Annotated in this window: 18 protein-coding genes; 6 read left to right on the top strand and 12 right to left on the bottom strand. The window is 73.5% G+C overall.

Going from position 1 to position 24,386, the window contains the following annotated elements:
- Positions 1–8: 8 nt before the first annotated feature.
- The 3 genes from ACFYWG_RS10070 to ACFYWG_RS10060 all read left to right on the top strand — a co-directional run bounded on the left by ACFYWG_RS10070 (position 9) and on the right by ACFYWG_RS10060 (position 2,526).
- Positions 9–683, top strand: a complete 675-nt coding sequence (locus ACFYWG_RS10070; RefSeq protein WP_383503872.1) for a CBS domain-containing protein — start codon at positions 9–11, stop codon at positions 681–683.
- Positions 684–752: 69 nt separating this feature from the next.
- Complete coding sequence (locus ACFYWG_RS10065; RefSeq protein WP_383503873.1) at positions 753–1,337, top strand: hypothetical protein; 585 nt, start codon at positions 753–755, stop codon at positions 1,335–1,337.
- A gap of 244 nt (positions 1,338–1,581) precedes the next feature.
- On the top strand, positions 1,582–2,526 hold the full coding sequence (locus ACFYWG_RS10060) for a universal stress protein (RefSeq protein WP_389200469.1): 945 nt from the start codon (positions 1,582–1,584) through the stop codon (positions 2,524–2,526).
- Between the two features lie 70 nt (positions 2,527–2,596).
- On the opposite strand, the gene ACFYWG_RS10055 is transcribed toward ACFYWG_RS10060, so the two are convergent.
- The 11 genes from ACFYWG_RS10055 to ACFYWG_RS10005 form a co-directional block, all read right to left on the bottom strand.
- A complete protein-coding gene (locus tag ACFYWG_RS10055) occupies positions 2,597–3,481 on the bottom strand; it encodes a universal stress protein (RefSeq protein WP_389200467.1) in 885 nt (294 codons plus the stop codon).
- 85 nt (positions 3,482–3,566) lie between these two features.
- Positions 3,567–4,007, bottom strand: coding sequence for a pyridoxamine 5'-phosphate oxidase family protein (locus ACFYWG_RS10050; protein WP_376333009.1), 441 nt, complete (start codon positions 4,005–4,007; stop codon positions 3,567–3,569).
- A 154-nt stretch (positions 4,008–4,161) separates the two neighbouring features.
- Positions 4,162–5,025, bottom strand: coding sequence for a universal stress protein (locus ACFYWG_RS10045; RefSeq protein ID WP_383503876.1), 864 nt, complete (start codon positions 5,023–5,025; stop codon positions 4,162–4,164).
- 5 nt (positions 5,026–5,030) lie between these two features.
- On the bottom strand, positions 5,031–6,053 hold the full coding sequence (adhP, locus tag ACFYWG_RS10040; protein ID WP_376333004.1) for an alcohol dehydrogenase AdhP: 1,023 nt from the start codon (positions 6,051–6,053) through the stop codon (positions 5,031–5,033).
- 39 nt (positions 6,054–6,092) lie between these two features.
- Positions 6,093–6,998, bottom strand: coding sequence for a universal stress protein (locus tag ACFYWG_RS10035; RefSeq protein ID WP_383503878.1), 906 nt, complete (start codon positions 6,996–6,998; stop codon positions 6,093–6,095).
- A 152-nt stretch (positions 6,999–7,150) separates the two neighbouring features.
- Entirely contained in the window at positions 7,151–7,780 is a 630-nt protein-coding gene (locus ACFYWG_RS10030) for a hypothetical protein (protein ID WP_389200464.1), read from the bottom strand.
- Between the two features lie 328 nt (positions 7,781–8,108).
- Positions 8,109–9,866 carry a GAF domain-containing protein gene (locus ACFYWG_RS10025; RefSeq protein ID WP_383503880.1) on the bottom strand — a complete coding sequence of 586 codons (1,758 nt, stop codon included), beginning with the start codon at positions 9,864–9,866 and terminating at the stop codon, positions 8,109–8,111.
- Between the two features lie 270 nt (positions 9,867–10,136).
- The gene (locus ACFYWG_RS10020) at positions 10,137–10,835 is read right to left on the bottom strand and encodes a response regulator (protein ID WP_376332994.1); all 699 of its coding nucleotides are present in this window, start codon (positions 10,833–10,835) and stop codon (positions 10,137–10,139) included.
- 92 nt (positions 10,836–10,927) lie between these two features.
- Positions 10,928–11,689: a pyruvate formate-lyase-activating protein gene (pflA, locus tag ACFYWG_RS10015; RefSeq protein WP_376332991.1), complete on the bottom strand. Its 762-nt coding sequence runs from the start codon at positions 11,687–11,689 to the stop codon at positions 10,928–10,930.
- Positions 11,686–13,944, bottom strand: coding sequence for a formate C-acetyltransferase (gene pflB, locus ACFYWG_RS10010; RefSeq protein ID WP_389200461.1), 2,259 nt, complete (start codon positions 13,942–13,944; stop codon positions 11,686–11,688). The genes pflA and pflB overlap by 4 nt, the downstream gene beginning before the upstream one ends.
- Positions 13,945–14,157: 213 nt before the next feature.
- Entirely contained in the window at positions 14,158–15,099 is a 942-nt protein-coding gene (locus tag ACFYWG_RS10005; RefSeq protein WP_383511498.1) for a universal stress protein, read from the bottom strand.
- A 227-nt stretch (positions 15,100–15,326) separates the two neighbouring features.
- Here ACFYWG_RS10005 and ppdK point away from each other — a divergent pair, with 227 nt between their 5' ends.
- The 3 genes from ppdK (at position 15,327) to adhE (ending at position 21,590) form a co-directional block, all read left to right on the top strand.
- Positions 15,327–18,023, top strand: a complete 2,697-nt coding sequence (ppdK, locus tag ACFYWG_RS10000) for a pyruvate, phosphate dikinase (RefSeq protein ID WP_385420947.1) — start codon at positions 15,327–15,329, stop codon at positions 18,021–18,023.
- Positions 18,024–18,079: 56 nt separating this feature from the next.
- Positions 18,080–18,724, top strand: coding sequence for a CBS domain-containing protein (locus ACFYWG_RS09995; RefSeq protein WP_389200458.1), 645 nt, complete (start codon positions 18,080–18,082; stop codon positions 18,722–18,724).
- A gap of 205 nt (positions 18,725–18,929) precedes the next feature.
- Positions 18,930–21,590 carry a bifunctional acetaldehyde-CoA/alcohol dehydrogenase gene (gene adhE, locus ACFYWG_RS09990; RefSeq protein ID WP_389200456.1) on the top strand — a complete coding sequence of 887 codons (2,661 nt, stop codon included), beginning with the start codon at positions 18,930–18,932 and terminating at the stop codon, positions 21,588–21,590.
- 266 nt (positions 21,591–21,856) lie between these two features.
- Here the strand turns inward: adhE and ACFYWG_RS09985 are convergent, their stop codons facing one another.
- Positions 21,857–24,241, bottom strand: a complete 2,385-nt coding sequence (locus ACFYWG_RS09985) for a phosphoketolase (protein ID WP_389200454.1) — start codon at positions 24,239–24,241, stop codon at positions 21,857–21,859.
- Positions 24,242–24,386: the final 145 nt, after the last annotated feature.

Here is a 24,386-nt window from a genome sequence, read left to right as displayed (position 1 = left end):
GGCGCGTCATGCAGCACCGCACGATCGGAGAGCTGATGACCCGGGGCGTCGTCCGGGTACGACCGGACACCCCCTTCAAGAGGCTCGTCGAACTGCTGGCCGACCACGGCGTGACCGCGCTGCCCGTGGTCGACGACCTCGATCAGCCCGTGGGAGTGGTGTCGGAGGCCGACCTCCTGCGCACCGTCGCGTCGCGGCCCGACCCCGCCGGAGCACCGCTGCCGGCGGGCAGCGGGAACGGCGCCGTCCCCGCGGACGTCGGCGCCACGGCCGGGGACCTCATGACCGCGCCGGCGGTCTGCGCCCGGCCGGAGTGGACCGTCGTGGAGGGCGCGCGCCAGATGGACGACGAAGGCGTCAAGCGACTGCCCGTGGTCGACGAGGCGGGCACGCTGGTCGGCATCGTCAGCCGTGGCGACCTCCTGCGGGTGTTCCTGCGGCGCGACGAGGCCCTGCGCGACGAGATCACCCGCGACGTACTCGACCGCACCCTCCGTCTCGCGCCCAACGACGTGGCGGTCGACGTGCAGGACGGCCGGGTGGTCCTCAAGGGCCGGGTGGAGACCGAACGGCTCGTCCCCGTCATCGAGCGGCTGTGCCGCGGTGTCGACGGCGTGGTGTCGGTCGAGGCGCATCTGACGTGGCACGACGACGCCCTGCCGGACACCGCTCCCTCGGACTGAACGCTCCGGCTCGTCACGCTCCGTGCCGTGACCGGTGGATCTCGAGCCGAAGCCGGGAGGTGAGGCGCCATGGGTACGAGTGCGACCGTCCGGTGTTCGCCGCTGTGGCGGTGGCGGCGGAACCCGTTGCGCCGCCGCGAGGACGTCTGGGAAGCGTGGATCCTGCTGGGTGCGTGTGTCCTCGTCGCGCTGTTCGGCCCGTTGGCGGCGGTCCTCAGCGCCCGGGCCACGGTGGACAGCCTCGCGCAGCGACGCGCGGAGCGGCATCCGGTGACCGCCACGCTGCTGCGCGACGCACCCCGCACGGCCTGGGGTGACGGGGGCACGGTCGAGCGCGTCTTCGCGTCGGTGCGCTGGATCTCCGCCGACGGGACGTCCCGTACGGGCCGGGCGCAGGTGGAGGCCGGTCACGAGGCCGGTGAGCGGGTCGTCGTGTGGCTCGACCGGAGCGACCGGCCCACCCTCGCACCGCAGAGCCCCGGCGAGGCGGACGTCGAGGCGGCCTTCCTGGGCGCCGCTTCCTTCGCGGCCGTCGCCGCGACGGCCGCGGCCGGTGTCCGGGGCGCGCGAGTCGTCCTGGACCGGCGGCGCGGCCGGGCCTGGGAGGCCGCATGGCGCAGGTACGGGGCCGAGTGGGGGCGAACCGGCGGATGAGTCGAGGAAGGGCGACCGCGCTCCTCGACCGCGTGGTCGTCGACGCTGATCCGGGTAGACAGAAGAAGACCGACGCCTTCGTGGGAGCCCGCCGTCCCGGACGGACGTCTCCGCTCCGGCGGCCGGGCGCCCGCCGCGACGCGGTGCCGGCGGCAGCGCGCGTCCGGCAGCCGCTCCCCTCTCGTCGAGGCGCCCTCACGAGGTCGTCGAGGTCACCCGGTCCAGGTGCCGAAGGAGCTCCGTCATGACGAAGCCGGTGGTGGTGGGCGTGGACGGTTCGCCCTCGAGTCTGGACGCGGTCGAGACGGCGAGCGGGGAGGCCCGGATCCGTGGGGCGGAGCTGCGTCTGGTGCACGCGTTCGGACGGTCGTCCGCGCACCTGCCGGCCGGGGGTCCCCCGTGGAGTCCGGCCGGGACGGGGGTGCGCGAACTGGTCGACGGCACTCTGGCGGTGGCCGAACGGCGAGCGCGCGACGCCGCACCCCACGTGGCCGTCACCCGCGATGTCACCCTGGGCGATCCCCTGGCGGTGCTGGAGATCGCCTCCCGCACGGCATCCCTCGTGGTGGTGGGCAGCCGTGGACTCGGGGCCGTCGGCGGCCTGCTGCTCGGGTCGACGTCCGTGCACCTGGCCGCGCACAGCCACTGCCCCGTGCTGGTGGCCCGGGGGCGGCCCCACCCGGCGGGTCCTCTGGTGCTGGCGGTCGACGAGTCCCCCGGGTCCGGGCATGCCGCCCGTTTCGCCTTCACCGAGGCGCACCTGCGAGGCGTCGGCCTCACCCTGCTCCATGTGTGCCGGCCAGGAGACCCCGAAGCCTATGACGGGCCGGCCGATCCTCCCTTCGTCACCTATGACGAGGCGCTCCTGCGCACCAAGGCCGAGCACGTCCTGGATACGGTGCTGGCCGGCCGGGCGGAGAGGTACCCCGACGTCACGGTCACGCGGCGCACCGTCGTCGGCCGCGTCCGGCACAGCGTCGTCGAAGCGAGCGCGGGGGCGCAGCTCCTCGTCGTCGGAGCACGCGGCCACGGCGGCTTCACCGGCCCCTTGCTCGGCTCGGTCAGCCAGGCGGCCCTGCACCATGCGCACTGCCCCGTGGCCGTGGTGCGGCACCGCAGCAGCGCCCCGGAGGCCGACGGGCCCCCGCCGGACCGCACCGGAACGGCGACCGGAGAGCCGCGCCCGTGAGCGGGTGACGACGGTGCGGGCCGACGTCACGGCCTCGGCCCCGGCACGCGCATCGGCCGGCCGGGGAGGATCAGCCCGGTTCGGGCACGACCGCCACGGGACAGGGCGCCCGGTGCAGCGCCGCGTGGGTGACACGGCCGAGCTGGTGGCCGAAGTGTCCCCGCGGGCGTCGGGCACCGACCACGAGGAGGGCGGCACCGGCCGAGGCGTCGAGGAGGGCCGAGGGGGCGGGGCCCTCGACGACGCTCCGGCGGACGTCGAGCCCCGGATGCTCGCCCGCCGGTGCGCGCACCTGGCTCCGCACGGTCTCGGCGGCCCGCTGCCGGTGCGCATGAGCGGGTTCGCCGGTGAACGGGGCGTGGTCGGCCGCCTCGTACGCCGGGACGTGCCACGCCCGCACCGCCTCCACCGGTACGCCGCGGCGGGCCGCCTCGCGGAGGGCGAAGCGGACCGCCTGCGAGTCCGCCGGCAGGTCGGGGACTCCCACGACGACGCGCCACCCCCCGCTCCCCGGCTCGATCCGGGGATCGTGCTCGCCCCGCACGACGACGACCGGACCCTCGGCATGCCCGGCCACAGCCAGGCTGACCGAGCCCAGCAGCAGCTCGGCGGCCCTGCCCCGGCCCCGTGACCCGAGGACCAGAGCGGACGCCTTGCCCGCCGCACGGCGGAGCACCGGCACCGGTCCCTCGGGCACGACCCGGGTGGTGACCTCGATACCGGGGACGCGCCGCCGGGCGCGTTCGGCAGCGGCCACCACGAGGACGTCGGTGAGCAGCTGCTCCGACCGTCCCGAGGCGGTCGGGAACACCGCCTCCTCGTAGCGCTGCCACAGCGAGGCGTACACCACGTGCAGGGGGACCCCGTACAGCGCGGCCTCGTCGGCGGCCCAGTCCACGGCCCGAAGGCTGGACGGGGAGCCGTCCACGCCGACGACGAGCGGCTGGTCGGTCATCCTGATCCCTTCCTCCGGGCGGTGGCGGTCCGGCGCGACGACGGCGACCGGGAGGGACGCCTCGTCCCGGTGGCGCATCCGGTTCTCACGTCGGAAGGTCGATGCCGTAGAGGGTGCGTCCGCCGACCAGCTCCCGGCCGGTGACCAGTTCCGGTTCGATCCGCACGAAGACCTCCGCCGGCCAGGGGACCCAGGACCGGGGGCCGGTACGGACCAGATGCGCGTGCTCGTCCGGATCGGTCACCACCGAGGCGGGGCCGGTGACGACGACGCTCCAGCCGGAGTGCGCCGCGACATCGACCTCGTCGGCCTCGAAGGCGACCACGGCGCCGTCGACCGCCCGGACCAGCTCCGAGGAGGCCGATGTGCGCAGCAGCACGGCACCGCTCGCTTCCAGGAGGAAGTTGACCGGCAGGACGGCGGGCAGGGCGTCGCGTGTGTGCACGACGCGGCCCACGGTCGCCCGGGCCAGCCGGCGCAGGCTCTCCTGCCGGTTCAGTTCGCGGAATCCGTCATTGCGGTACATCAGCCGGTCGTCTTTCCGTGTGTCGTCCGGTGTGCCTTCCATCCTCGGCGCGTGCGCCGGCCGGCGGGGAGGGCCGATGGTCCCTGGCTTGTCGCGGTCCGACCCTCGTCCCGGCGGGGCCGGCCCCCGCCCGCGCGGTGGCTGCGCGGTGTCGTCACGGCGTGTCGGGCACGACCGCGACCGGGCAGGCGGAGTGGTGCAGGAGCGTGTGGGCGATCCGGCCGAGCCGGTGCCCGTACTGCCCGGGTCGGTGCCGGCCGACGACCAGCAGGTCCGCCTCCCGGGACGCGGTGAGCAGCACCCGGCGGGCGGGTCCCTCGACCGTGTGCCGGCGCAGGCGCACGTCCGCGGGGGCGTCGGCGAGCGCTGCCTCCAGTTCCTCGGCCGCCCGTTCCTCGTGCAGCCGCTCGGGCGTCCCGGTGAGCAGCGGATGATCGGCCGTCTCGCGGGTGGGGCATCGCCACGCCCGTATCGCGTCCAGGGCGGCACCGCGCCGGCGGGCCTCCTCGCAGGCGAAGCGCACGGCCGCCGTGGGCGCGTCGGACACGCCGACGACGACGCGGCCGTGCCGGCCTTCTGCGGCCCGGTTGCCGTCGTCTCCGCGGATCACGATGACCGGGCAGGTCGCCGCGGTGGCGACGGACAGGCTGACGGAGCCGAGCAGGAGGTCGGCGACCTCGCCGCGCCCGCGGGTGCCCACGATCACGGCGGAGGCGTGGCGGGCCTCGCGCAGCAGGACGTACTCCGGTTCCTCGGCCACCGCTTCGAGGGTGACGGCGAGGTCCGGGTGGTGACGGCGGGCCCGGCGGCCGGCGGCGACGAGGATGTCGTCGGGGGTCACGCTCGCGGACGGCAGGCCGATCTCCCGGGCGAGCGCGGCGCCCTCGTAGCGGTCCCAGCGGTAGGCGTGGACGATCCGCAGGGGCACGGCGCGCAGCGTGGCCTCGTCGGCCGCCCGGTCGACGGCCCGCAGGCTGGGTTCGGAGCCGTCGACTCCCACGACGACGGGCAGGTGCATCGCCGTCAGCCTTCTTCCTGGAGATCGAACACGATGCGGGCCTTGACGTGACCGCGCAGGACCTCGTCGATGCAGTCGTTGACCGCGGCGAGCGGGCGGGTCTCCCTCACGACCTTCGTGCGGCCCTCGGCGTGGAGCTGGAAGACCTCGGCGAGGTCCTGCCGGGTGCCGACGATGGAGCCGATCACCGAGGTCCCGTTGAGGACGGTGTCGAAGATCGGCACCTCGAGGGTGCCGTGTGCGGGCAGGGCCACCATGACGAGCTTCCCGCCGCGCCGCAGGCCGGAGTTGACGGCGGCGAAGGCCGCGGGGTGCACCGCGAGGGCGAGGGCGGCGTGGGCGCCGCCGTGCCGTTTCAGCTCGGCGGCGACGTCCTGGGTGCGCGCGTCGATGACCAGGTCGGCGCCGAGCTCCCGGGCGAGTCGCAGCTTGTCGTCGGTGACGTCGATCGCGGCGACCCGCGCTCCGGCGATCTTCGCGTACTGCACGGCGAGGTGGCCGAGTCCGCCGACGCCCGAGATCGCGACCAGTTGCGCGGGCCCGACGCCGGCGACCTTCAGCGCCTTGTAGGTGGTGACTCCCGCACAGGTCAGCGGGGCGGCGTCCAGGGCGCTGACGCCCTCGGGCACCGGCTGGGCGAAGTCGGCCCAGGCCAGCATCTTCTCGGCGTATCCGCCGTCGCAGCCGTACCCGGTGTTGACCTGGCTCTCGCACAGGGTCTCCCAGCCGGACCGGCAGTGCTCGCACCGTCCGCAGGCCCGGCCGAGCCAGGGCACGGCGACGCGTTGTCCGACGGCGAGGTGGGTCACGCCCTCGCCCAGCTTCTCGACCACCCCGACACCCTCGTGGCCCGGGACGAACGGAGGGGTGGGCTTGACCGGCCAGTCGCCGTGGGCGGCGTGGATGTCGGTGTGGCACAGGCCGGACGCCTCGACGCGTACCCGGACCTGGCCGGGTCCGGGGTGGGGATCGGGACGGTCCTCGATGACCAGGGGTTCGCCGAACTCCCGGACGACCGCTGCCTTCATGGTGGCTGCTCCTTCAGTGCTTCCGTGCGGTGGGCGGCGTCAGTCGTGGGCGACGACGGCGACGGGGGCGGTGGCGTGATGCATCACGGCGTGGGTGACGGCACCGATGTGCACGCCGAACGGGTTGCGGCGCATCCGGCGGCCGACGACGACGAGAGAGGCGTCGCGGGCCGCCTCGACGAGGTGGCTCGCGGGGCTGCCGAGCCGGGACTCCTCGGTGACGCGGACGTCGGGGTACTTCTCCCGCCAGGGCAGCAGCGCCTCGGTGAGCGCTTCGGCCTGGGCCCGGGCCAGTTCCTCGCGCGGGTCCCAGCCGGCGGCCACGCTGTAGGCGTACGAGGACGGCAGGTTCCACACCCGCAGGGCGGTCAGCGCGGCACCGCGGCACCGTGCTTCCTCGAACGCGAAGGCGAGGACGGCCTCGTCGGGGCGGCCGGTGTCCAGCCCGACGACGACGGGCCGGAAGCCCGTGGCGGCGGACGGTATGCCCGAGGGGTCCTTCACGTGCTCGTCGGCGGCCTGTTCGCCCGCTCGGACGAGGACCACGGGCGTCTCGGCGCGGGCGATCACCGACTGGCCGACGGATCCGACCAGGAAGCCGGTGAGGCCGCCGAGAGCGCGCGAGCCCAGCACCAGCAGGTCCGCGTCACGGGCGGCTTCGAGCAGGACGTCCGCCGGAACTCCGGCCCGCTGCTCGGTGGCGACGTCGACGCCCGGGTGCCGCAGCGCGAGGCCCTCGGCGGCCTCGCGGGGGATCCGCTCGGTCCAGTGCTGGTGGGTCTCGGCGCCCAGGAGCGGGGCCTGGGCCATGGGCTCGGGGACCGGCTGCCACACGTGGACGAGCCTCACCGGCACGCGGCGCAGCGCCGCTTCGCGGGCCGCCCATTCCGCCGCGGCGCGGCTCTCCAGCGAGCCGTCGAGTCCTACGGTGATCGTGCGGGCCATGGCGCCCACCTCCTGAGTGATCGGTTGTGCTCTCAGCGTCTTGTGCCGGGGCCTCACGGGGCAGGGCCCTTGAGGCCCCCGGGCGGGGCCGACAGTCCCTGCCGGCGGGCCGGGGGGCGGATTCCCGGACGGGCCCGCCCCGCCGGCCGAGTTCAGCGCAGCCATCCGTGGTCGCGCACGATCGGCAGGCGCGCCCACAGGCGGCCCAGGCCGAGCGCGTCACCAGCCGCCGTCACGGCCAGAGCGATCAGCACCACCGCGTACACCAGGTGGTAGTCGGCGAACGGGTTCGTCGACATGCTCGCCGACCCGTCGGACAGGTGCTTGGCCGGCGGCCACTCGGCCACCCACATCAACGCCATCATCACCGTGCCCGCCAGAGCCGCCGGGCGCAGCGCCACCCCGGCGGTCAGCGCGAGCCCGATCCCCAGCAGGCCGAGCATGAACAGCCAGTCCGCCCACGCCGCCCCGGCCCATGCGTGGAACGTCGACTCCATCGGCCCGACCGCCACGTGGCCGAGGAAGCCCTCGGTCGGCGAACCACCGTCGATCCAGCCCTGGCCGGACCGGGTGGCGTAGCCGAAGCCGAACGTCTTGTCGAGGAACGCCCAGAGGAAGACGAAGCCCATGACCACACGCGCGCAGGCCAGGGCCGCGGCCCGTGCGGTCAGCGTGCCGGCATCCGCCGACGCGGCCGGCCCGGGCGCGGGGACGGCGTGGTTCGTGCGGAACGACGGCAGGTGGAAACCCGAACTGCGGTGCGTGCTCTGCTGCACGGCCATGACGGTGACTCCTTGGGAGAGGGCCCGGTCGGTTCCGGACACCCCTCACTCTCCCGTCCTCCCCCACTCCGCGCCCGACGCCGAAGGTCCGCAGCGGAGGTCCCGACGGCCTTGGTCCGTAGGGACGTTCGGCCCCGACCGCCCACAGGGCCGAACGCGCCCGCGGTGCGGTGCCCGGCGTGCGCCCCGAGCCGGGTCCGGCTTTCCTCCCCGGCGCGGACGCCGCCCGGGCGGGTGGAGGCCGCCGACCGGTTCCCGGCCCCGCGACCGCCCCTCGCCGACGCCGTGACGGTGCGTCAAAGGGCCGCGGGTCCGCCGGCGCCGGGCGTCACCGGGCGGCCGGGTCGCCCTTCACGGGGTCCGGGGCGAGAGCCAGCGGCGCGTACCACATCAGCCGTGTCCCCGTGCCGCCGGGGCTGTCCAGCTCCAGGCCGCCGCCGAGCTTCTGGGCCCGTTCGGCCATGTTGGCCAGACCGCTGCGGCGGCCGCCCTCGGGGATGCCGACGCCGTCGTCCGTGACGGTCAGGCGGACGTGCTTGCCGTCGGTCTCGAGCACGACGTCGACGCGGTCCGCGTCGGCGTGCCGGGCGACGTTGGTCAGGGACTCGGTGAGGACCGCGATGACGTGGTCGGCGGTCGGAGCGGGTACGTGCGTGTCGAGCAGGCCCTCCATGCGGACGCTGGGGGCGAAGCCGAGGAGCGGGGCGACCTCGCCGATCGCGCGCACCGCGCGGGAGCGCAGGCCGGGCGCCGCGTCGTCGTCCCGGGAGCGCAGGCCGAAGATCGTCGACCTGATGATCTTGATGGTCTCGTCGAGGTCGTCCACCGCGCGCAGGATGCGCTCGGAGGCCATGTCGTCCTGGACCCGGCGACCGGCGCTCTGCAGGGTCATGCCGGTGGCGAAGAGCCGCTGGATGGCCAGGTCGTGCAGGTCGCGTGCGATGCGGTCGCGGTCCTCCAGGACGGCGATCTGCTCGGCGTCCCTGCGGCGTTCGGCCAGTTCCATGGCGACGGCGGCCTGCGCGGCGAAGACCTTGAGCGGCTCGGTCTCCTTCTCCGAGAACTCCTGGCCGCCCGACCGCCGGACCAGCAGCACCACACCGCGGGCCTCGTCGCCCGAGCCGATCGGCACGGCGACGGCCGGCCCGAGCCCGTCGAAGCGTGGCGGACCGACCGAGACCCGGGAGTCGCAGGAGATGTCCTGGCTGCTCACGGGCTCCCGCTGGGCGAACGCCTGCCCGAGGAGAGTGCCCTTGACGGGCAGCACGATCCCGCGCCACGCGTCGGCCTCCTGGCCCAGGGCGAGCTCCACGGCGAGTGTGTCGGTGCCGGTCACCGGGATGGCCACCACGCTCAGGGCGGAACCGGTGATCTCCCTGGCCCGTTCGGCGATCAGGGGCAGCACCCCGCCCTGGTCCGCGCCGGACATCAGGGTGTGCGTGATCTCCGCGTTCACCTGGAGCCAGCGTTCGCGCAGCCGGGACTCCTCGTAGAGGCGGGCGTTGTCGATCGCCACGCCGGCCGCCACGGCCAGCGTCGCCAGCACCGACTCGTCGTCCTCGTCGAACTGCTGCCCGCCGCGCTTCTCGGTCAGGTAGAGGTTGCCGAAGATGTGGCCGCGCACCCGGATGGGCACCCCGAGGAAGGTGTTCATGGGCGGGTGGTGGGCCGGGAACCCGTAGGACGCGGGGTGGTCGGACAGCTTGGCCAGGCGCAACGGCTCGGGGTGGCGGATCAGTTCACCCAGGATGCCGTGGCCTTCCGGGTAGGGGCCGATGCGCGCGATCTGCTCCGCGTCGACGCCCACCGTGTGGAAGGCGGACAGCCGCTTGCCGTCCGGGCCGATCACCCCGAGCGCCGCGTACTCCGCGTCGACCAGGGCGGCCGCGGCCTCGACGATACTGCGCAGCGCCTGTTCCAGGTCGAGCTCGCGGCCGACCGACAGCACGGCTTCCAGGAGGCTGTGGACGCGGTCCCGGGTGCCGCGTGCCGCGTCCAGACGGGCCTGCAGTTCCTCCAGCAGCTCGTCCAGCCGCAGCTGCGGCAGTCGAACCCGCGCCTCGCTGGCTTCCCCGGCGTTCTGCACCGCTGCTCCTCCAACGCCTCACGGCCTGCCGGACCGGACCGTCCCACTGCCACGGTAGCGGCTCGAACAGGAAGACGAGGAAAGATCGGCGCCGCCGTGGTGATGATCACCACGTCCCCTTCGGGTCGTCCTCGGCCGCACGGGTGGGGCGGGCGGACGGGGGCGCGGTGGGCGGCCCGTCCACCGGCCCTCGTCCGGTACCGGCCGCGGGCGTCGTCCGGTGGCGGTCCTCATGTCTCACCCGGTCTACCGGCCCGGGCCCCACCCGGTCTACCGGCCTTCGGGCCGCATCCGGTCGCGTGCCTGGGTGGCGATGACGGCGGCCTGGATGCGGCGCTCGACCCCGAGCTTGGCGAGCAGCCGGGAGATGTGGTTCTTCACCGTCTTCTCGGCGAGGTAGAGCCGCTGACCGATCTGCCGGTTGGTCAGTCCTTCGCCGATGAGGTCCAGGATCTCGCGCTCGCGGTCGGTGAGACCCGGCAGTGTCTCCGGCTCCTCGGCGGGCTGCTGCCCGCCGCCCCGCAGCCGTGCCATGAGCTTGGTCGTGGCGCTGGCGTCCAGCAGGGACTGGCCCCGGGCCACCGTCCGCACCGCCGAGACCAGGTCGGAGCCCTGGATCTGCTTCAGGACGTATCCGGCCGCGCCCGCCATGATCGAGTCCAGCAGTGCCTCCTCGTCGTCGAAGGAGGTCAGCATCAGGCAGGCGAGGTCCGGCATCTTCGACCGCAGCTCACGGCAGACGGTCACGCCGTCCCCGTCGGGCAGGCGCACGTCGAGCACGGCCACGTCGGGCCGCAGGGCGGGGACCCGCACCAGCGCCTGCTCCACCGTCGCCGCGTCTCCGACGACGGTGATGTCCGGTTCGTCGTCCAGCAGGTCGTGCACCCCTCGTCGCACCACTTCGTGGTCGTCCAGGAGGAAGACCCTGATCGGGCTTCCCGCGCCCTCGCCCTGCTCGCCGTACGCCATCGAGTACTCCTAGTGCTGCCTCGGCCTGTGTCGGAATCCTTTCTTCCCAGGATGGCCGAGGTCCAGGGCCGGTCGGCCCTGTTTCACCTGCCTCAGTGAGCCACGAGCCCGCGCCGGCTGAACCGGTCCCGCACCCGGTCCAGCAGCGCCGCGTCGGGGACCGGGGTCTCGCGCAGCGGGAACGGGATGCCCAGGGCGTCGTACTTGGGGGCGCCGAGCTTGTGGAACGGCAGGATGTCGACCCGTTCCACGCAGTCCAGGCCGGAGAGGAATCCGGCGAGCCCGTCGACGGCGTCCTCGTCGTCGGTCCAGCCCGGCACCAGGACGTACCTGATCCATACGCGCCTGCCCAGCCGGTCGAGCCGGGTGGCGAAGTTCAGGGTGGGGGCCAGCGCGCCGCCGGTCAGCTCCCGGTAGGTGGTGACGTCGAAGGACTTGACGTCCAGCAGCACCAGGTCGGTGTCGGCCAGCAGCGCGTCCGAGGCACGGGCGCCGAGGAAGCCGGAGGTGTCGAGGGCCGTGTGCAGCCCGGCCTCCTTGCAGCGGCGCAGCACCGCCGCGCTGAAGGCCGGCTGGAGCAGCGGCTCGCCACCCGTGAGGGTCACGCCCCCGCCGGCCGTGCTCACGAAGCCCCGGTACCTGCCGATCTCCGCCATCACCTCGTCCACGGTGACCACCCGGCCGTCGCGCAGGTGCCAGGTGTCGGGGTTGGCACAGTAGAGGCAGCGCAGCGGGCACCCGCTGGTGAAGAGGACGAACCGGGTCCCGGGACCGTCCACGCCGGTGGACAGGTCCCAGGAGTGGATGCGGCCGGTGACCGGTCCCGGCGCCGCGGTCGGGGGCACGGTGTTCACAGCGATCCGTGGAAGGTGCGGCTGATCACGTCGAGTTGCTGCTCGCGGGTCAGGCGGACGAAGTTGACGGCGTAGCCGGAGACCCTGATCGTCAGCTCCGGGTACTTCTCCGGGTGCTCCATGGCGTCCTCCAGCACGGCGCGGTCGAGGACGTTGACGTTCATGTGGAACCCGCCCGCGGACATGTAGGCGTCGAGGATGCCGACCAGGTGGCCGGGCCGCTCCCCGGGCACGTGGCCCAGTCCCTCGGGGGTGATCGTCGTCGTCAGGGAGATCCCGTCGCGGGCCGCTTCGTAGGGCAGCTTGGCCACCGAGAGGGCGGAGGCGGCCACACCGTGCCGGTCCCGGCCGTTCATCGGGTTGGCTCCGGGGGCGAAGGGCTGTCCGGCGCGCCGGCCGTCGGGGGTGTTGCCGGTGTGCTTGCCGTAGACGACGTTGGAGGTGATGGTCAGCACGGACTGGGTGTGCTCGGCGTCGCGGTAGGTGGGGTGCTCGCGCACCTTCGCCATGAAGGACTCCACCAGTTCGACGGCGAGGGCGTCCGCACGGTCGTCGTTGTTGCCGTACGCCGGGAAGTCGCCTTCGGTGCGGAAGTCCACGGCGAGTCCCGTCGCGTCGCGGATGACCTTCACCCTGGCGTGCTTGACGGCGGACAGGCTGTCCACGGCGACCGAGAGCCCGGCGATGCCGCAGGCCATGAAGCGGTGGACCGGGTGGTCGTGCAGGGCCATCTCGATGCGCTCGTAGGCGTACTTGTCGTGCATGTAGTGGATGACGTTGAGGGCGTCGACGTAGGTCTCGGCCAGCCAGTCCAGTACGCGGTCGTAGGCGGCCGCCAGCTCCTCGTACTCCAGCTGATCGCCGGTCAGCGGCTCCATGGGCGGGGTGATCTGGTCGCCCGTCATCTCGTCGCGGCCGCCGTTGACGGCGTAGAGCAGGGCCTTGGCGAGGTTGACGCGTGCGCCGAAGAACTGCATCTGCCTGCCCACCGCCATCGCGGACACGCAGCAGGCGATGGCGGTGTCGTCACCGGTGCGCGGGCGCATCAGGTCGTCCGACTCGTACTGGACGGCGCTGGTGTCGATGGACACCCGGGCGCAGAACTCCTTGAAGCCGGCGGGCAGCCGCGGCGACCACAGCACCGTCAGGTTCGGTTCCGGGGCGGGGCCCAGGTTGTACAGCGTCTGCAGGAACCGGAAGGAGGTGCGGGTGACCAGGGGCCGGCCGTCCGCGCCGATGCCGCCGATCGACTCGGTCACCCACGTGGGGTCGCCGGAGAAGAGCGCGTCGTACTCGGGGGTGCGCAGGAACCGCACGATGCGCAGCTTGATCACGAAGTCGTCGATCAGCTCCTGGGCGTGGCTCTCGTCGAGGATCCCCTCGTCCAGGTCCCGTTGCAGGTACACGTCCAGGAAGGTGGACGTGCGGCCCAGTGACATCGCCGCGCCGTTCTGCTCCTTCACCGCGGCGAGGAAGCCGAGGTAGAGCCACTGGATCGCCTCGTGCGCGGTGGCGGCGGGGCGGGAGACGTCGCAGCCGTAGGTCGCGGCCATCTCGGTCAGCTCGCCCAGTGCCCGGATCTGTTCGGCCAGCTCCTCGCGGTCGCGGATGACCTCCGCCGTGGAGGGCCGGGCGTCGAGCAGGGCGCGCTCGGCGCGCTTGGCCTCGACGAGCCGGCCGGTGCCGTACAGCGCGACGCGGCGGTAGTCGCCGATGATGCGTCCGCGCCCGTAGGCGTCCGGCAGGCCGGTGATGATGCCGACCTTGCGGGCGGCCCGCATGGCCGGTGTGTAGGCGTCGAAGACGCCGTCGTTGTGGGTCTTGCGGTACGTCCCGAAGACCGTCGACACGAACGGGTCCGCCTCGTAGCCGTACGCCGCGAGGCCGTTCTGCACCATGCGCAGTCCCCCGTTTGGCATGATCGCGCGCTTGAGGGGGGCGTCGGTCTGCAGGCCGACGATCAGTTCGCGGTCGCGGTCGATGAAGCCGGGGGCGTGCGAGGTGATCGTGGAGGGCGTGGCGGTGTCGACGTCCAGGATCCCGCGGCGCCGCTCCTCGGGGAACAGCGCGCTGACCTTCTCCCAGACCGCGCGCGTGCGGTCCGTGGGCCCGGTCAGGAAGGAGGCGTCTCCCGTGTAGGGCGTGTAGGTGGCCTGGATGAAGTCGCGCACGTCGATCCGGGCACGCCATGCGTCGCCGGCGAACTGCCGCCAGGGGTCGGCGGTCCGGGGGCCGGCTGTCACCGTCGCGGTCATCACAGGTCCTCTCCTCGTACGGTCTCGTCACTGCCGATGCTCGTCGTGCGGGGCCACGGCGCGTAGTGCCGGACAGGGCACCGGGCGGTCCCGTGCGGCCCCGCCGGGCCGGGACCTTCGGCCCGGCTCCGGGGCCGCGCGGCGCGCCACCGGCCGGACGGCCCGGCGAGCGGGCGGCGGCCGGCCGGAGCGGGAGGTCAGGCGTGCGGGAGGTCAGTCGTGCGGGACCACGGCGACGGGACATCCGACGTAACGCAGGACGGCGTGCGTGACGGCCCCGGTGTGGAAACCGGCCCGGTGATCGGTGCCGCGGCGGCCCACCACGAGCAGGCCCGCGTCGTGGGCGGCCCGTATCAGGACGGCCGCGGCGCGCCCCTCGGCGACCGTCTCGGTCACGGCGACGGACGGGTACCTCGCCCGCCAGGGACGCAGCACCGCCGCCACGGTGCGCTCCGCCTCGGCCAGTTCATGGGCCGGCGGCCGCGGCACCGGGGGCGGGCCCTCGGGGGCCGCGGCGACCAGGACGGACGGAACGGGTGCGGGCCGGAACGCCGTCCGGAAGGCGTGGACCACGCGCAGGCCGGTGCCGCGCCGGAGGGCGGCGTCGAAGGCGAACTCGATCAGTCCGTCGCAGGGACGGTCCGTCTGCAGCCCGAGAACCACCTGGCGGTAGGGCGTCTCCGGTATCTCCTCGGGGGCGACGCCGTCCGTGGCCGGCAGGTGCTCGTCGGCGGCGGACCGCCCCGCGCGGACCAGCACGACCGGGCGGGCGGAGCGGCCGACGACGCGCTGGGACACGGAGCCCGCGACGAATCCGCCCACGGCTCCGAGACCGCGGGAGCCGAGGACCAGCAGGTCGGCGTCGGCCGCGGCCGCGAGCAGGGCGGCCACCGGCGCGTCGCACACGAGCCTGTCGGTGATCCGCAGTCCCGGGTGGGCGGCACGGACGCTGCGCACCGTCCCGGCCAGGAGCTTCTCGGCCCACTCCCGCTCGGTGCTGTCCAGGGGGATGTACGGCGCGGGGCGCGGACGGCGGTGCCAGACGTGGACGACGCCGAGCCCCGCCCCCCGCCGCCGTGCCTCCCGGGCGGCCCAGTGCGCGGCGGCGAGCCCTTCAGCCGATCCGTCGACCCCCACCACGATGTCGTGCGCCATGACGTGTCCCCTCCCGGGTCGAAGGCTTCCTGTGCTTCGAGCCTCCTCCCCGCCGTCCCCGCGTTCCACGGGCCGTACAGCCCCGGCAGGGCGCCGAAGGTCCCGCCGGGACGGCACGCCCGAAGGGGGCCGACCGGTCCCCCGCACGGGACGGCCGGCACCTCCCACCCGGCACGACCGCGTCCGACGCTGGAATCGTCAGGCCCCCACGCGAGGAGCGCAGCGTCATGGTCCGTTACGTGTACGACTTCACCGAGGGCGGCCGTGACATGGCCGGTCTCCTCGGCGGCAAGGGATCGAACCTGGCGGAGATGACCCGGCTGGGACTTCCCGTGCCCCCGGGCTTCACCCTCACCACCGAGGCGTGCCGCGCCTTCCTGGACACGGGGGGCGAGCCCGAGGGGCTGTGGGCGGAGGTCTCGGCGCACCTGTCGGCCCTGGAGGCGTCCGCGGGCCGCTCGCTGGGGCAACCGGACGACCCGCTGCTGCTGTCCGTCCGCTCCGGCGCGAAGTTCTCCATGCCGGGCATGATGGAGACGATCCTCGACATCGGCCTCAACGACGACTCCGTCCTCGGTCTGGCCAAGGTCTCCGGCAACGAACGCTTCGCCTGGGACTCCTACCGCCGCCTCGTCCAGATGTTCGGCAGCACGGTCATGGGCGTCGACTCCTCCCGCTTCGAACGGTCGCTCGCCCTCCTCAAGGACGAGCGCGGTGTCCGGGACGACGTGCAGCTGACCGCGGCGGACCTGGCTCGGCTGGTCGAGACGTACAAGAACCTGATCCGGGTCGAGACCGGTGACCACTTCCCCCAGTCCCCCGCCGAGCAGGTGCGCCGGGCGGTCCTGGCCGTCTTCCGCTCCTGGAACGGCGAGCGCGCCCGCCTCTACCGGCGCCGCGAGCACATCGCCGACGACCTGGGCACGGCCGTCAACGTCCAGCGCATGGTCTTCGGCAATCTCGGCGACGACTCCGGCAGCGGTGTCGCCTTCACCCGCGACCCGGCCACCGGGCGCCCCGGTCCCTACGGCGACTACCTGCCCGACGCGCAGGGCGAGGACGTCGTCGCCGGCGTTCGCAACACCGTGCCGCTGGCCGACCTCGAGCGCCTGGACGCCACCTCCTACGACCGGTTGTGCGCGCACCTGCGCACGCTGGAACGCCACTACCGCGACCTGTGCGACATCGAGTTCACCATCGAACGCGGCACCTTGTGGATGCTGCAGACCCGGGTCGGCAAGCGCACCGCCGACGCCGCGTTCGTGATCGCCGCGGAGCTGGCCGACGAAGGGCTCATCAGCCCCGACGAGGCGCTGGCCCGGGTGAGCGGCGAGGGCCTGGCCCGGCTGATGTTCCCCGCGTTCGACACGTCGGCGAGCACCACCGTGCTCGCCCGCGGCGTCCCGGCGTCTCCCGGTGCAGCGGTCGGCGCGGTGGTCTTCGACTCCGCCGAGGCCGTACGCCGTGCCGCCGCCGGCGAGAAGGCGGTCCTCGTCCGGCAGGAGACCACCCCCGACGACCTGCCCGGCATGATCGCCGCCCAAGCGGTCCTCACCGGCCGGGGCGGCAAGACCAGCCATGCGGCCGTCGTCGCCCGGGGCATGGGCAAGGTCTGCGTGTGCGGCGCGGAGGAGCTCACCGTGGACGTCGAGGCCCGCTGCTTCACCACCGCGGACGGCACCGTCGTCGAGGAGGGCACCGTCGTCTCCGTGGACGGCTCCACCGGAGCGGTGTACGCGGGCCCGGTCCCCCTGGTGGACTCGGCGGTCATCCGGTTCCTGGAGGCCGGCCGGAGCGAGGACGGCACGCGGGGCGTGGTCGAGGCGGTGGCCCGCGCCCTGGCCCGCGCGGACACCGTGCGGCGCCTGGAGGTCCGGGCCAACGCCGACACTCCTCAGGACGCCGCCCGGGCCCGCCGGTTCGGAGCGCAGGGCGTCGGCCTGTGCCGCACCGAGCACATGTTCCTCGGCGAGCGGCGCAAGCTGGTCGAGCAGATGATCCTCGCCGGCACCGGCACCGAGCGCGACCGGGCCCTGGCGGACCTGCTCCCCCTCCAGCGACAGGACTTCGTCGGCATCCTGGAGGCCATGGACGGTCTGCCGGTCACCATCCGGCTGCTGGACCCGCCCCTGCACGAGTTCCTGCCCGACCCCACCCGACTGGCGGTGCGGATCGCCACCGCCCGGGCCCGTGGCGAGCAGCCGGACCCGCACGACGTCGAACTGCTCGGCGCCGTGAACCGCATGCACGAGGAGAACCCGATGCTCGGGCTGCGGGGCGTACGCCTGGGGCTGGTCGTTCCCGGCCTGGTCGCCATGCAGGTGCGGGCGATCGGTGAGGCCGTCGCCGAGCGCCTCCTCGCCGGAGGCGCGCCGAAGGCGGAGATCATGGTCCCTCTCGTGGGTGACGTCCGTGAGCTGCACCTGGTGCGCGAGGAAGTGCGACGCGTGCTGGCCGACGTCTCCCGGGCGTCCGGGGTCCGGGTCGACTGCCCCGTCGGCACCATGATCGAGCTGCCCAGGGCGGCTCTGACGGCGGGCCGGATCGCGGCGGAAGCGGAGTTCTTCTCCTTCGGCACCAACGACCTGACCCAGACCACGTGGGGCTTCTCCCGCGACGACGTCGAGGCGGAGTTCTTCTCCGCCTACCTCGACAAGGGCGTCTTCCCCGCCTCGCCCTTCGAGACCTTGGACCGCGAGGGAGTAGGCCGGCTGGTGGGCATCGCGGTCGCCGAGGGACGCGCCACCCGACCCGATCTCACGATCGGGGTCTGCGGCGAGCACGGCGGCGACCCCGACTCGGTGCACTTCTTCCACACCGCCGGACTGGACTACGTCTCCTGCTCGCCGTTCCGCGTCCCGGTGGCGCGGCTGGAGGCGGGCCGGGCGGCCGTGGAGCGGACCGCGGGAGACGACAGCAGGTGAGGCGGGGGCCGCTCGGCCCTGGGGCAGGGGCCCGTGTTCGAGAAGGAGATTGCGCCATGGCCGCTCACATCGTCGGTGAGGTGATGACCCGGGACGTCGTGCCGGCCCGCCCGACCACACCGTTCAAGGAGGTCGTGCGGTTGCTCGACCGGCACCGCATCAGCGGGCTGCCGGTGGTCGACGCCGACGACAAGGTCCTCGGCGTGCTGTCCGGAAGCGACCTGGTGCGCACGCAGGCGCACCGGGAGGGCACCGCCCCTCCTCCCGCCGTGACAGCGGGCGACGTGATGTCGAGCCCCGCGATCACCGTGCATCCCGAGCAGAGCGTGCCGGACGCCGCCCGGGTCATGGAGCGCCACGGCGTCGAGCGGCTCCCCGTGGTCGACGAGGCCGACCGTCTCATCGGCATCGCCACCCGCCGCGACCTCCTCCGGGTCTTCCTGCGGGAGGACGACGACCTCGCCCGCCAGGTGACCGAGGAGATCGTCGTCGCGATGCTGCGGCTGCCGTCCGAGGCGGTTCGCGTCTGCGTCCGGGACGGAGTGGTCACTCTGGACGGCTGCGTGGAACTGCGCAGCCAGGTACCCGTGCTGGTGCGAGCCGCCTGGCGCCTCGACGGTGTGGTCGGCGTCGTCAACTGCCTCGGGTTCCGCGTCGACGACTGCGCACCCCGCCCGCCGGCGGGGACCGGCGCCCCTTAGCCGCCGGGCGACGCGAGCCGCGTCGACCCGGGACCGATGGTCCCTGCCGGGGCGGGCCGGACGGACGCGGGAGAGGTCCTTCGGCGGCTGCCGCGAGCGGCCGTCCGCGAGGAAGGTGAAGGCACGGAGCGGCACGGGACCCTGTACCGCTCCTCCCGGCTCGGCCGTGCAGCACGGCGGTCCCCGACAACGGAGGCACACCACCATGACCCGACAGGACGCGAGGACCGAGGAGCGCGTGCGGAGCCGGGACCACGTCCGGACCGACGCCCCGTCCGACACGGCCGTCGCCGTGGACCGTCTGGTCACCGCCGGCCTCAAGGCCCTCACCGACTACGACTCGCTGTCCCAGGAGCAGGTCGACCACATCGTCAGGAAGGCGTCGGTCGCGGCCCTGGACCGGCACACCCCACTGGCCCGCCTGGCCGTGGAGGAGACCGGGCGCGGTGTGTTCGAGGACAAGGCCGCCAAGAACATGTTCGCGTGCGAGCACGTCACGCACAGCATGGGCCCCATGAAGACCGTCGGGATCATCGGCCGGGACGACATCGAGGACATGATCGAGATCGCCGAACCGGTGGGTGTGGTGGCGGCGATCACCCCCGTCACCAACCCGACCTCGACCACCGTCTTCAAGGCGCTGATGGCGCTCAAGACCCGCAACCCGGTGATCTTCGCCTTTCACCCCTCCGCCCAGCGGTGCAGTGCCGAAGCGGCCCGCATCGTGCGGGACGCGGCGGTCTCGGCGGGAGCCCCGGAGAACTGCGTGCAGTGGATCGAGGCTCCGTCCGTCGAGGCCACCCGCACGCTCATGCACCACCCCGGCGTCTCGCTGATCCTCGCCACCGGCGGCAACGCCATGGTCAAGGCCGCCTACTCGGCGGGCAAGCCCGCCCTCGGGGTCGGTGCCGGCAACGTCCCGGCCTATGTCCACCGCAGCGCCCAGCTGCGCCGGGCCGTCCACGACCTGGTGCTGTCCAAGTCCTTCGACAACGGCATGATCTGCGCCTCCGAGCAGGCCGTCATCCTGGACACCGAGATCTACGACGCGGCGATCACCGAGTTCCGCACGCTGCACGCCCACCTGGCCACCCCGCGCCAGAAGGCGCAGTTGGAGGCCTTCCTGTTCCCGGCCGCCGGCGGTTCGGGCGCAGGCTGCGAGCCGAAGGTCAACGCCGCGGCCGTGGGGCAGAGCCCGGCGTGGATCGCCGAGCATGCCGGGTTCTCGGTGCCGGCGGACACCTCGATCATCCTGGTCGAGGCCGAACGGGTGGGCCCGGAGGAGCCGTTGACCCGTGAGAAGCTCTGCCCGGTCCTCGCCGTGCTGCGCGCCGAGGACGAACGGCACGGCTTCGACCTGGCCGCCGACATGGTCGCCTTCCACGGCCAGGGCCACAGCGCCGTCCTCCACGCCGAGGACACGGCCGTGGCGGCGGCGTACGCCATGCGGATGAAGACCGTGCGGATCATCGTCAACTCCCCTTCCTCGCAGGGCGCGATCGGCGGCATCTACAACAGCCTGCTGCCCTCGCTCACCCTCGGCTGCGGCTCCTGGGGCAGCACCTCGGTGTCCGACAACGTCTCGGCCGCGCAGCTGCTGAACATCAAGAGGGTCTCCACCCGGCGCAACAACCTCCAGTGGTTCAAGGTGCCGCCGAAGGTGTACTTCGAGCCCCAGGCCATCCGCTACCTGACGTCCATGCCGGACGTCCACCGCGTCACCGTCGTCACCGACGCGACCATGACCCGCCTCGGCTTCGTCGACCGGATCAGCCGCGTGCTGCAACGGCGCCGTGAGCCGGTCACCCTCCAGATCATCGACAACGTCCAGCCCGAACCCAGCATCGACTCCGTGCAGCACGGCGCCGGCCTCATGCGGGACTTCCGCCCCGACACGATCATCGCGCTCGGCGGCGGCTCCCCCATGGACGCCGCGAAGGTCATGTGGCTGCTGTACGAGCAGCCCGGCATCGACTTCGCGGACATGCGGCAGAAGTTCTCCGACATCCGCAAGCGTGCCTTCCGCTTCCCCACCCTCGGCAGGCTCGCCCGCCTGGTGTGCGTGCCCACCACCTCCGGCACCGGAGCCGAGGTCACCCCGTTCGCCGTCATCTCGGACCCCGAGTCCGGCAAGAAGTACCCCCTCGCCGACTACGCCCTCACCCCGAGCGTCGCGATCGTCGATCCCCTCCTCACCACGGCCCTGCCCCCGGCGCTCGCCGCCGACAGCGGCTTCGACGCCCTCACCCACGCCGTCGAGGCGTACGTGTCCGTCTACGCCAACGACTTCACCGACGGGCTCGCCCTGCACGCCGTCCGCCTGGTCTTCGGCCACCTCGAGGCGGCCGTGAACGACCGCGCGGGAGCGGCCGAAGCCCGGGAGAAGATGCACAACGCGGGCACCATCGCGGGCATGGCCTTCGGCAACGCCTTCCTCGGCATCGTCCACGCCATGTCGCACACCCTCGGCGCCACCTTCCACATCGCGCACGGACGCACCAACGCGGTCCTGCTGCCGCACGTCATCCGCTACAACGGCACCGTCCCCACGAAGCTGACCGGCTGGCCGAAGTACGAGACCTACCGGGCCCCCGAACGCTTCCAGGACATCGCCCGCACCCTCGGGCTGCCCGCGGCCACTCCGGCGGAGGGCGTGGAGTCCCTCGCTGCGGCCGTCGAGCGGCTGCGTGACGCCGTCGGGATCGAGCCGACGTTCCGGGCGCTGGGTGTCGAGGAGCAAGCCTTCCTCGACGCGCTGCCCCAGCAGGCCCTCAACGCCTACGAGGACCAGTGCGCGCCGGCCAACCCGCGCATGCCGATGCTCGACGACATGCAGGAGCTCATGCGCAGGGCGTACCACGGCTGAACGCGGCCGCGGCCCCAGCCGCCGCGCCGAAGCCGTCAGGCTTCCGCGCGGCGGCTGCGCCGTGCCGGTTCGAGCCGCACGAGTCGCGGACGGACGCCATGAGCCGTGCGCGCTGCGAGGCGCCCCCGGCCGCCCTCGGCATGACCGCCTGCGCCGGCCGCCCGGGCTCGCCCCCCGGCCGGCGGCCGTGACGAGGAGGCGGCCACCGGACGACAAGGGCCCGGGCCGCGGACGTGACGTCCGCGGCCCGGGCCCTCGAGCCGGGTTCAGCCGTCCCAGGACCAGTCGGCGACCTCGGGCAGGTCGACACCGTGCTCGCGGATGTACGCGTGGTGGCGCAGCCGGGCGTCCTCCATCTGCTGGCGCACGGCCGCGGCGCGCACCGCGAGGCCGGGGACGCGGTCGACGACGTCCATGACCAGGCGGTAGCGGTCGAGGTCGTTGCGCACGACCATGTCGAAGGGCGTGGTGGTGGTGCCCACCTCCTTGTAGCCGCGCACGTGCAGGTTGCGGTGGCCGGTGCGGCGGTAGGCGAGGCGGTGGATCAGCCACGGGTAGCCGTGGTACGCGAAGATCACCGGCTTGTCGGTGGTGAACAGCCCGTCGTACTCGAAGTCGGTCATGCCGTGGGGATGTTCCTCGCTCGGCATCAGCCGGGCGATGTCGACGACGTTCACGACGCGGACGGCCAGCTCCGGCAGGTGGCGGCGCAGCAGGTGCGCGGCGGCCAGTACCTCCTGGGTGGGGACGTCCCCGGCTGCCGCGAGCACCACGTCCGGCTCCCGCTCGCCGTTCTCGGTGCCGGCCCACTCCCAGATGCCGGCGCCGCGCGCGCAGTGCGCCTCGGCCTGCTCCATCGTCAGCCAGTCGAAGCAGGGCTGCTTGCCGGCCACGATCACGTTGACGTAGTCGCGGCTGCGCAGCGCGTGGTCGGCGACGGAGAGCAGGGTGTTGGCGTCCGGCGGCAGGTAGACCCGGACGGCCTCGGGGCTCTTGTTGAGGACGTGGTCGACGAAGCCGGGGTCCTGGTGGGAGAAGCCGTTGTGGTCCTGGCGCCACACGTGCGAGGTCAGCAGGTAGTTGAGGGAGGCGATGGGGGCGCGCCAGGGCAGGCGGCGGGTGGTGCGCAGCCACTTGATGTGCTGGTTCACCATCGAGTCGACGATGTGCACGAACGCCTCGTAGCAGGAGAACAGCCCGTGCCGGCCGGTGAGCAGGTACCCCTCCAGCCAGCCCTGGCAGGTGTGTTCGGAGAGGATCTCCATCACCCGGCCGTGCCGGTCCAGGTGTTCGTCCACGTCGAGGGTGCCGGCCTGCCACGCCTTGCCGCTGGCGGCGTAGACGGCCTGGAGGCGGTTGGAGGCGGTCTCGTCGGGACCGACCAGGCGGAAGTCGCGGCGGTCGGCGGTCTCCCGCATCACGTGCTCCAGCAGGTCACCCAGGACGCGGGTGGGTTCGTGGAGGGTTGCGCCGGGTTTGTCGACCGGGACGGCGTACCGCTCCAGCGGCGGCAGCGGAAGGGCCCGCGTCAGCAGGCCGCCGTTGGCGTGCGGGGTGGAGCCCAGCCGGCGGGCGCCGGCGGGGACGCACGCCAGGACGTCGGGGCGCGGTGCTCCGTGTTCGTCGAACAGCTCCTGCGGCCGGTAGGAGCGCAGCCATTCCTCGAGCTGCCGCAGGTGGCCGGGGTTGTCCCGGACGGCGGACAGGGGGACCTGGTGGGCTCGCCACGTCCCCTCGACGGGAGCGCCGTCGACCTCGGCGGGCCCCGTCCAGCCCTTGGGCGTGCGCAGCACGATCATCGGCCAGCGGGGCCGCTCGGCCGCCCCCTCCTCGCGGGCGGCGCGCTGCAGCGCGGCGATGCGGTCGGCCGCGGCGTCCATGGCCCGGGCCATCGCCCGGTGGACGGCGTGCGGGTCGTCGCCGGTGACATGGATCGGCTCGTGGCCGTACCCCTTGAGGAGGTCGTCGAGTTCGGACTCCGGCAGGCGGGACAGCACCGTCGGGTTGGCGATCTTGTAGCCGTTGAGGTGCAGGACCGGCAGCACCGCGCCGTCGTGCACCGGGTCCAGGAACTTGTTGGAGTGCCAGGAGGCGGCCAGGGGACCGGTCTCCGCCTCGCCGTCGCCGATGACGCAGGCGACCAGCAGGCCGGGGTTGTCGAAGGCCGCACCGTAGGCGTGCGAGAGCGCGTATCCCAGCTCGCCGCCCTCGTGGATGGAGCCGGGCGTCTCCGGCGCCACGTGACTGGGCACCCCTCCGGGGAACGAGAACTGCCGGAACAGGCGGGCCATCCCGGCGGCGTCCCGGGTGATGTCCGGGTAGGTCTCCGTGTAGGACCCCTCCAGCCAGGAGTTGGCCACCACCGCGGGTCCGCCGTGGCCGGGTCCCCAGATGCAGAGGGCGTCGAGCCCGCGGGAGGCGACGAGCCGGTTGAGGTGCGTGTACACGAGGTTCAGGCCGGGCGAGGTGCCCCAGTGACCGAGCAGCCGCGGCTTGATGTGCTCCGGACGCAGCGGTTCGGTGAGCAGGGGGTTCGCCATCAGGTAGATCTGGCCGACGGACAGGTAGTTCGCGGCACGCCAATGGGCGTCCAGCGTCCTCAGTTCCTCGTCCGTGAGTGAACCGGACTCCTGCTGGAGATCTACGGACATGCCGGGTTCCCTTCGGGTCGAAGGCACGGTGGGTGGGGGGCTGTGCGGGGCCTGCGACCCTCACCCTCCCCCGTTCGGCGAGGGCTCGACAGGGCCGACCGGCCCCTGCTTGCCACGCCGTTCGGATCCGCCCGTTCCCGGCGGA

It is taken from the genome of Streptomyces sp. NPDC003456 (assembly GCF_042878735.1).
In the GTDB taxonomy this organism is placed as follows: domain Bacteria; phylum Actinomycetota; class Actinomycetes; order Streptomycetales; family Streptomycetaceae; genus Streptomyces.
The sequence above is the reverse complement of the archived record's forward strand: the minus strand, read 5'-3'. Positions and strand labels throughout refer to the sequence as shown.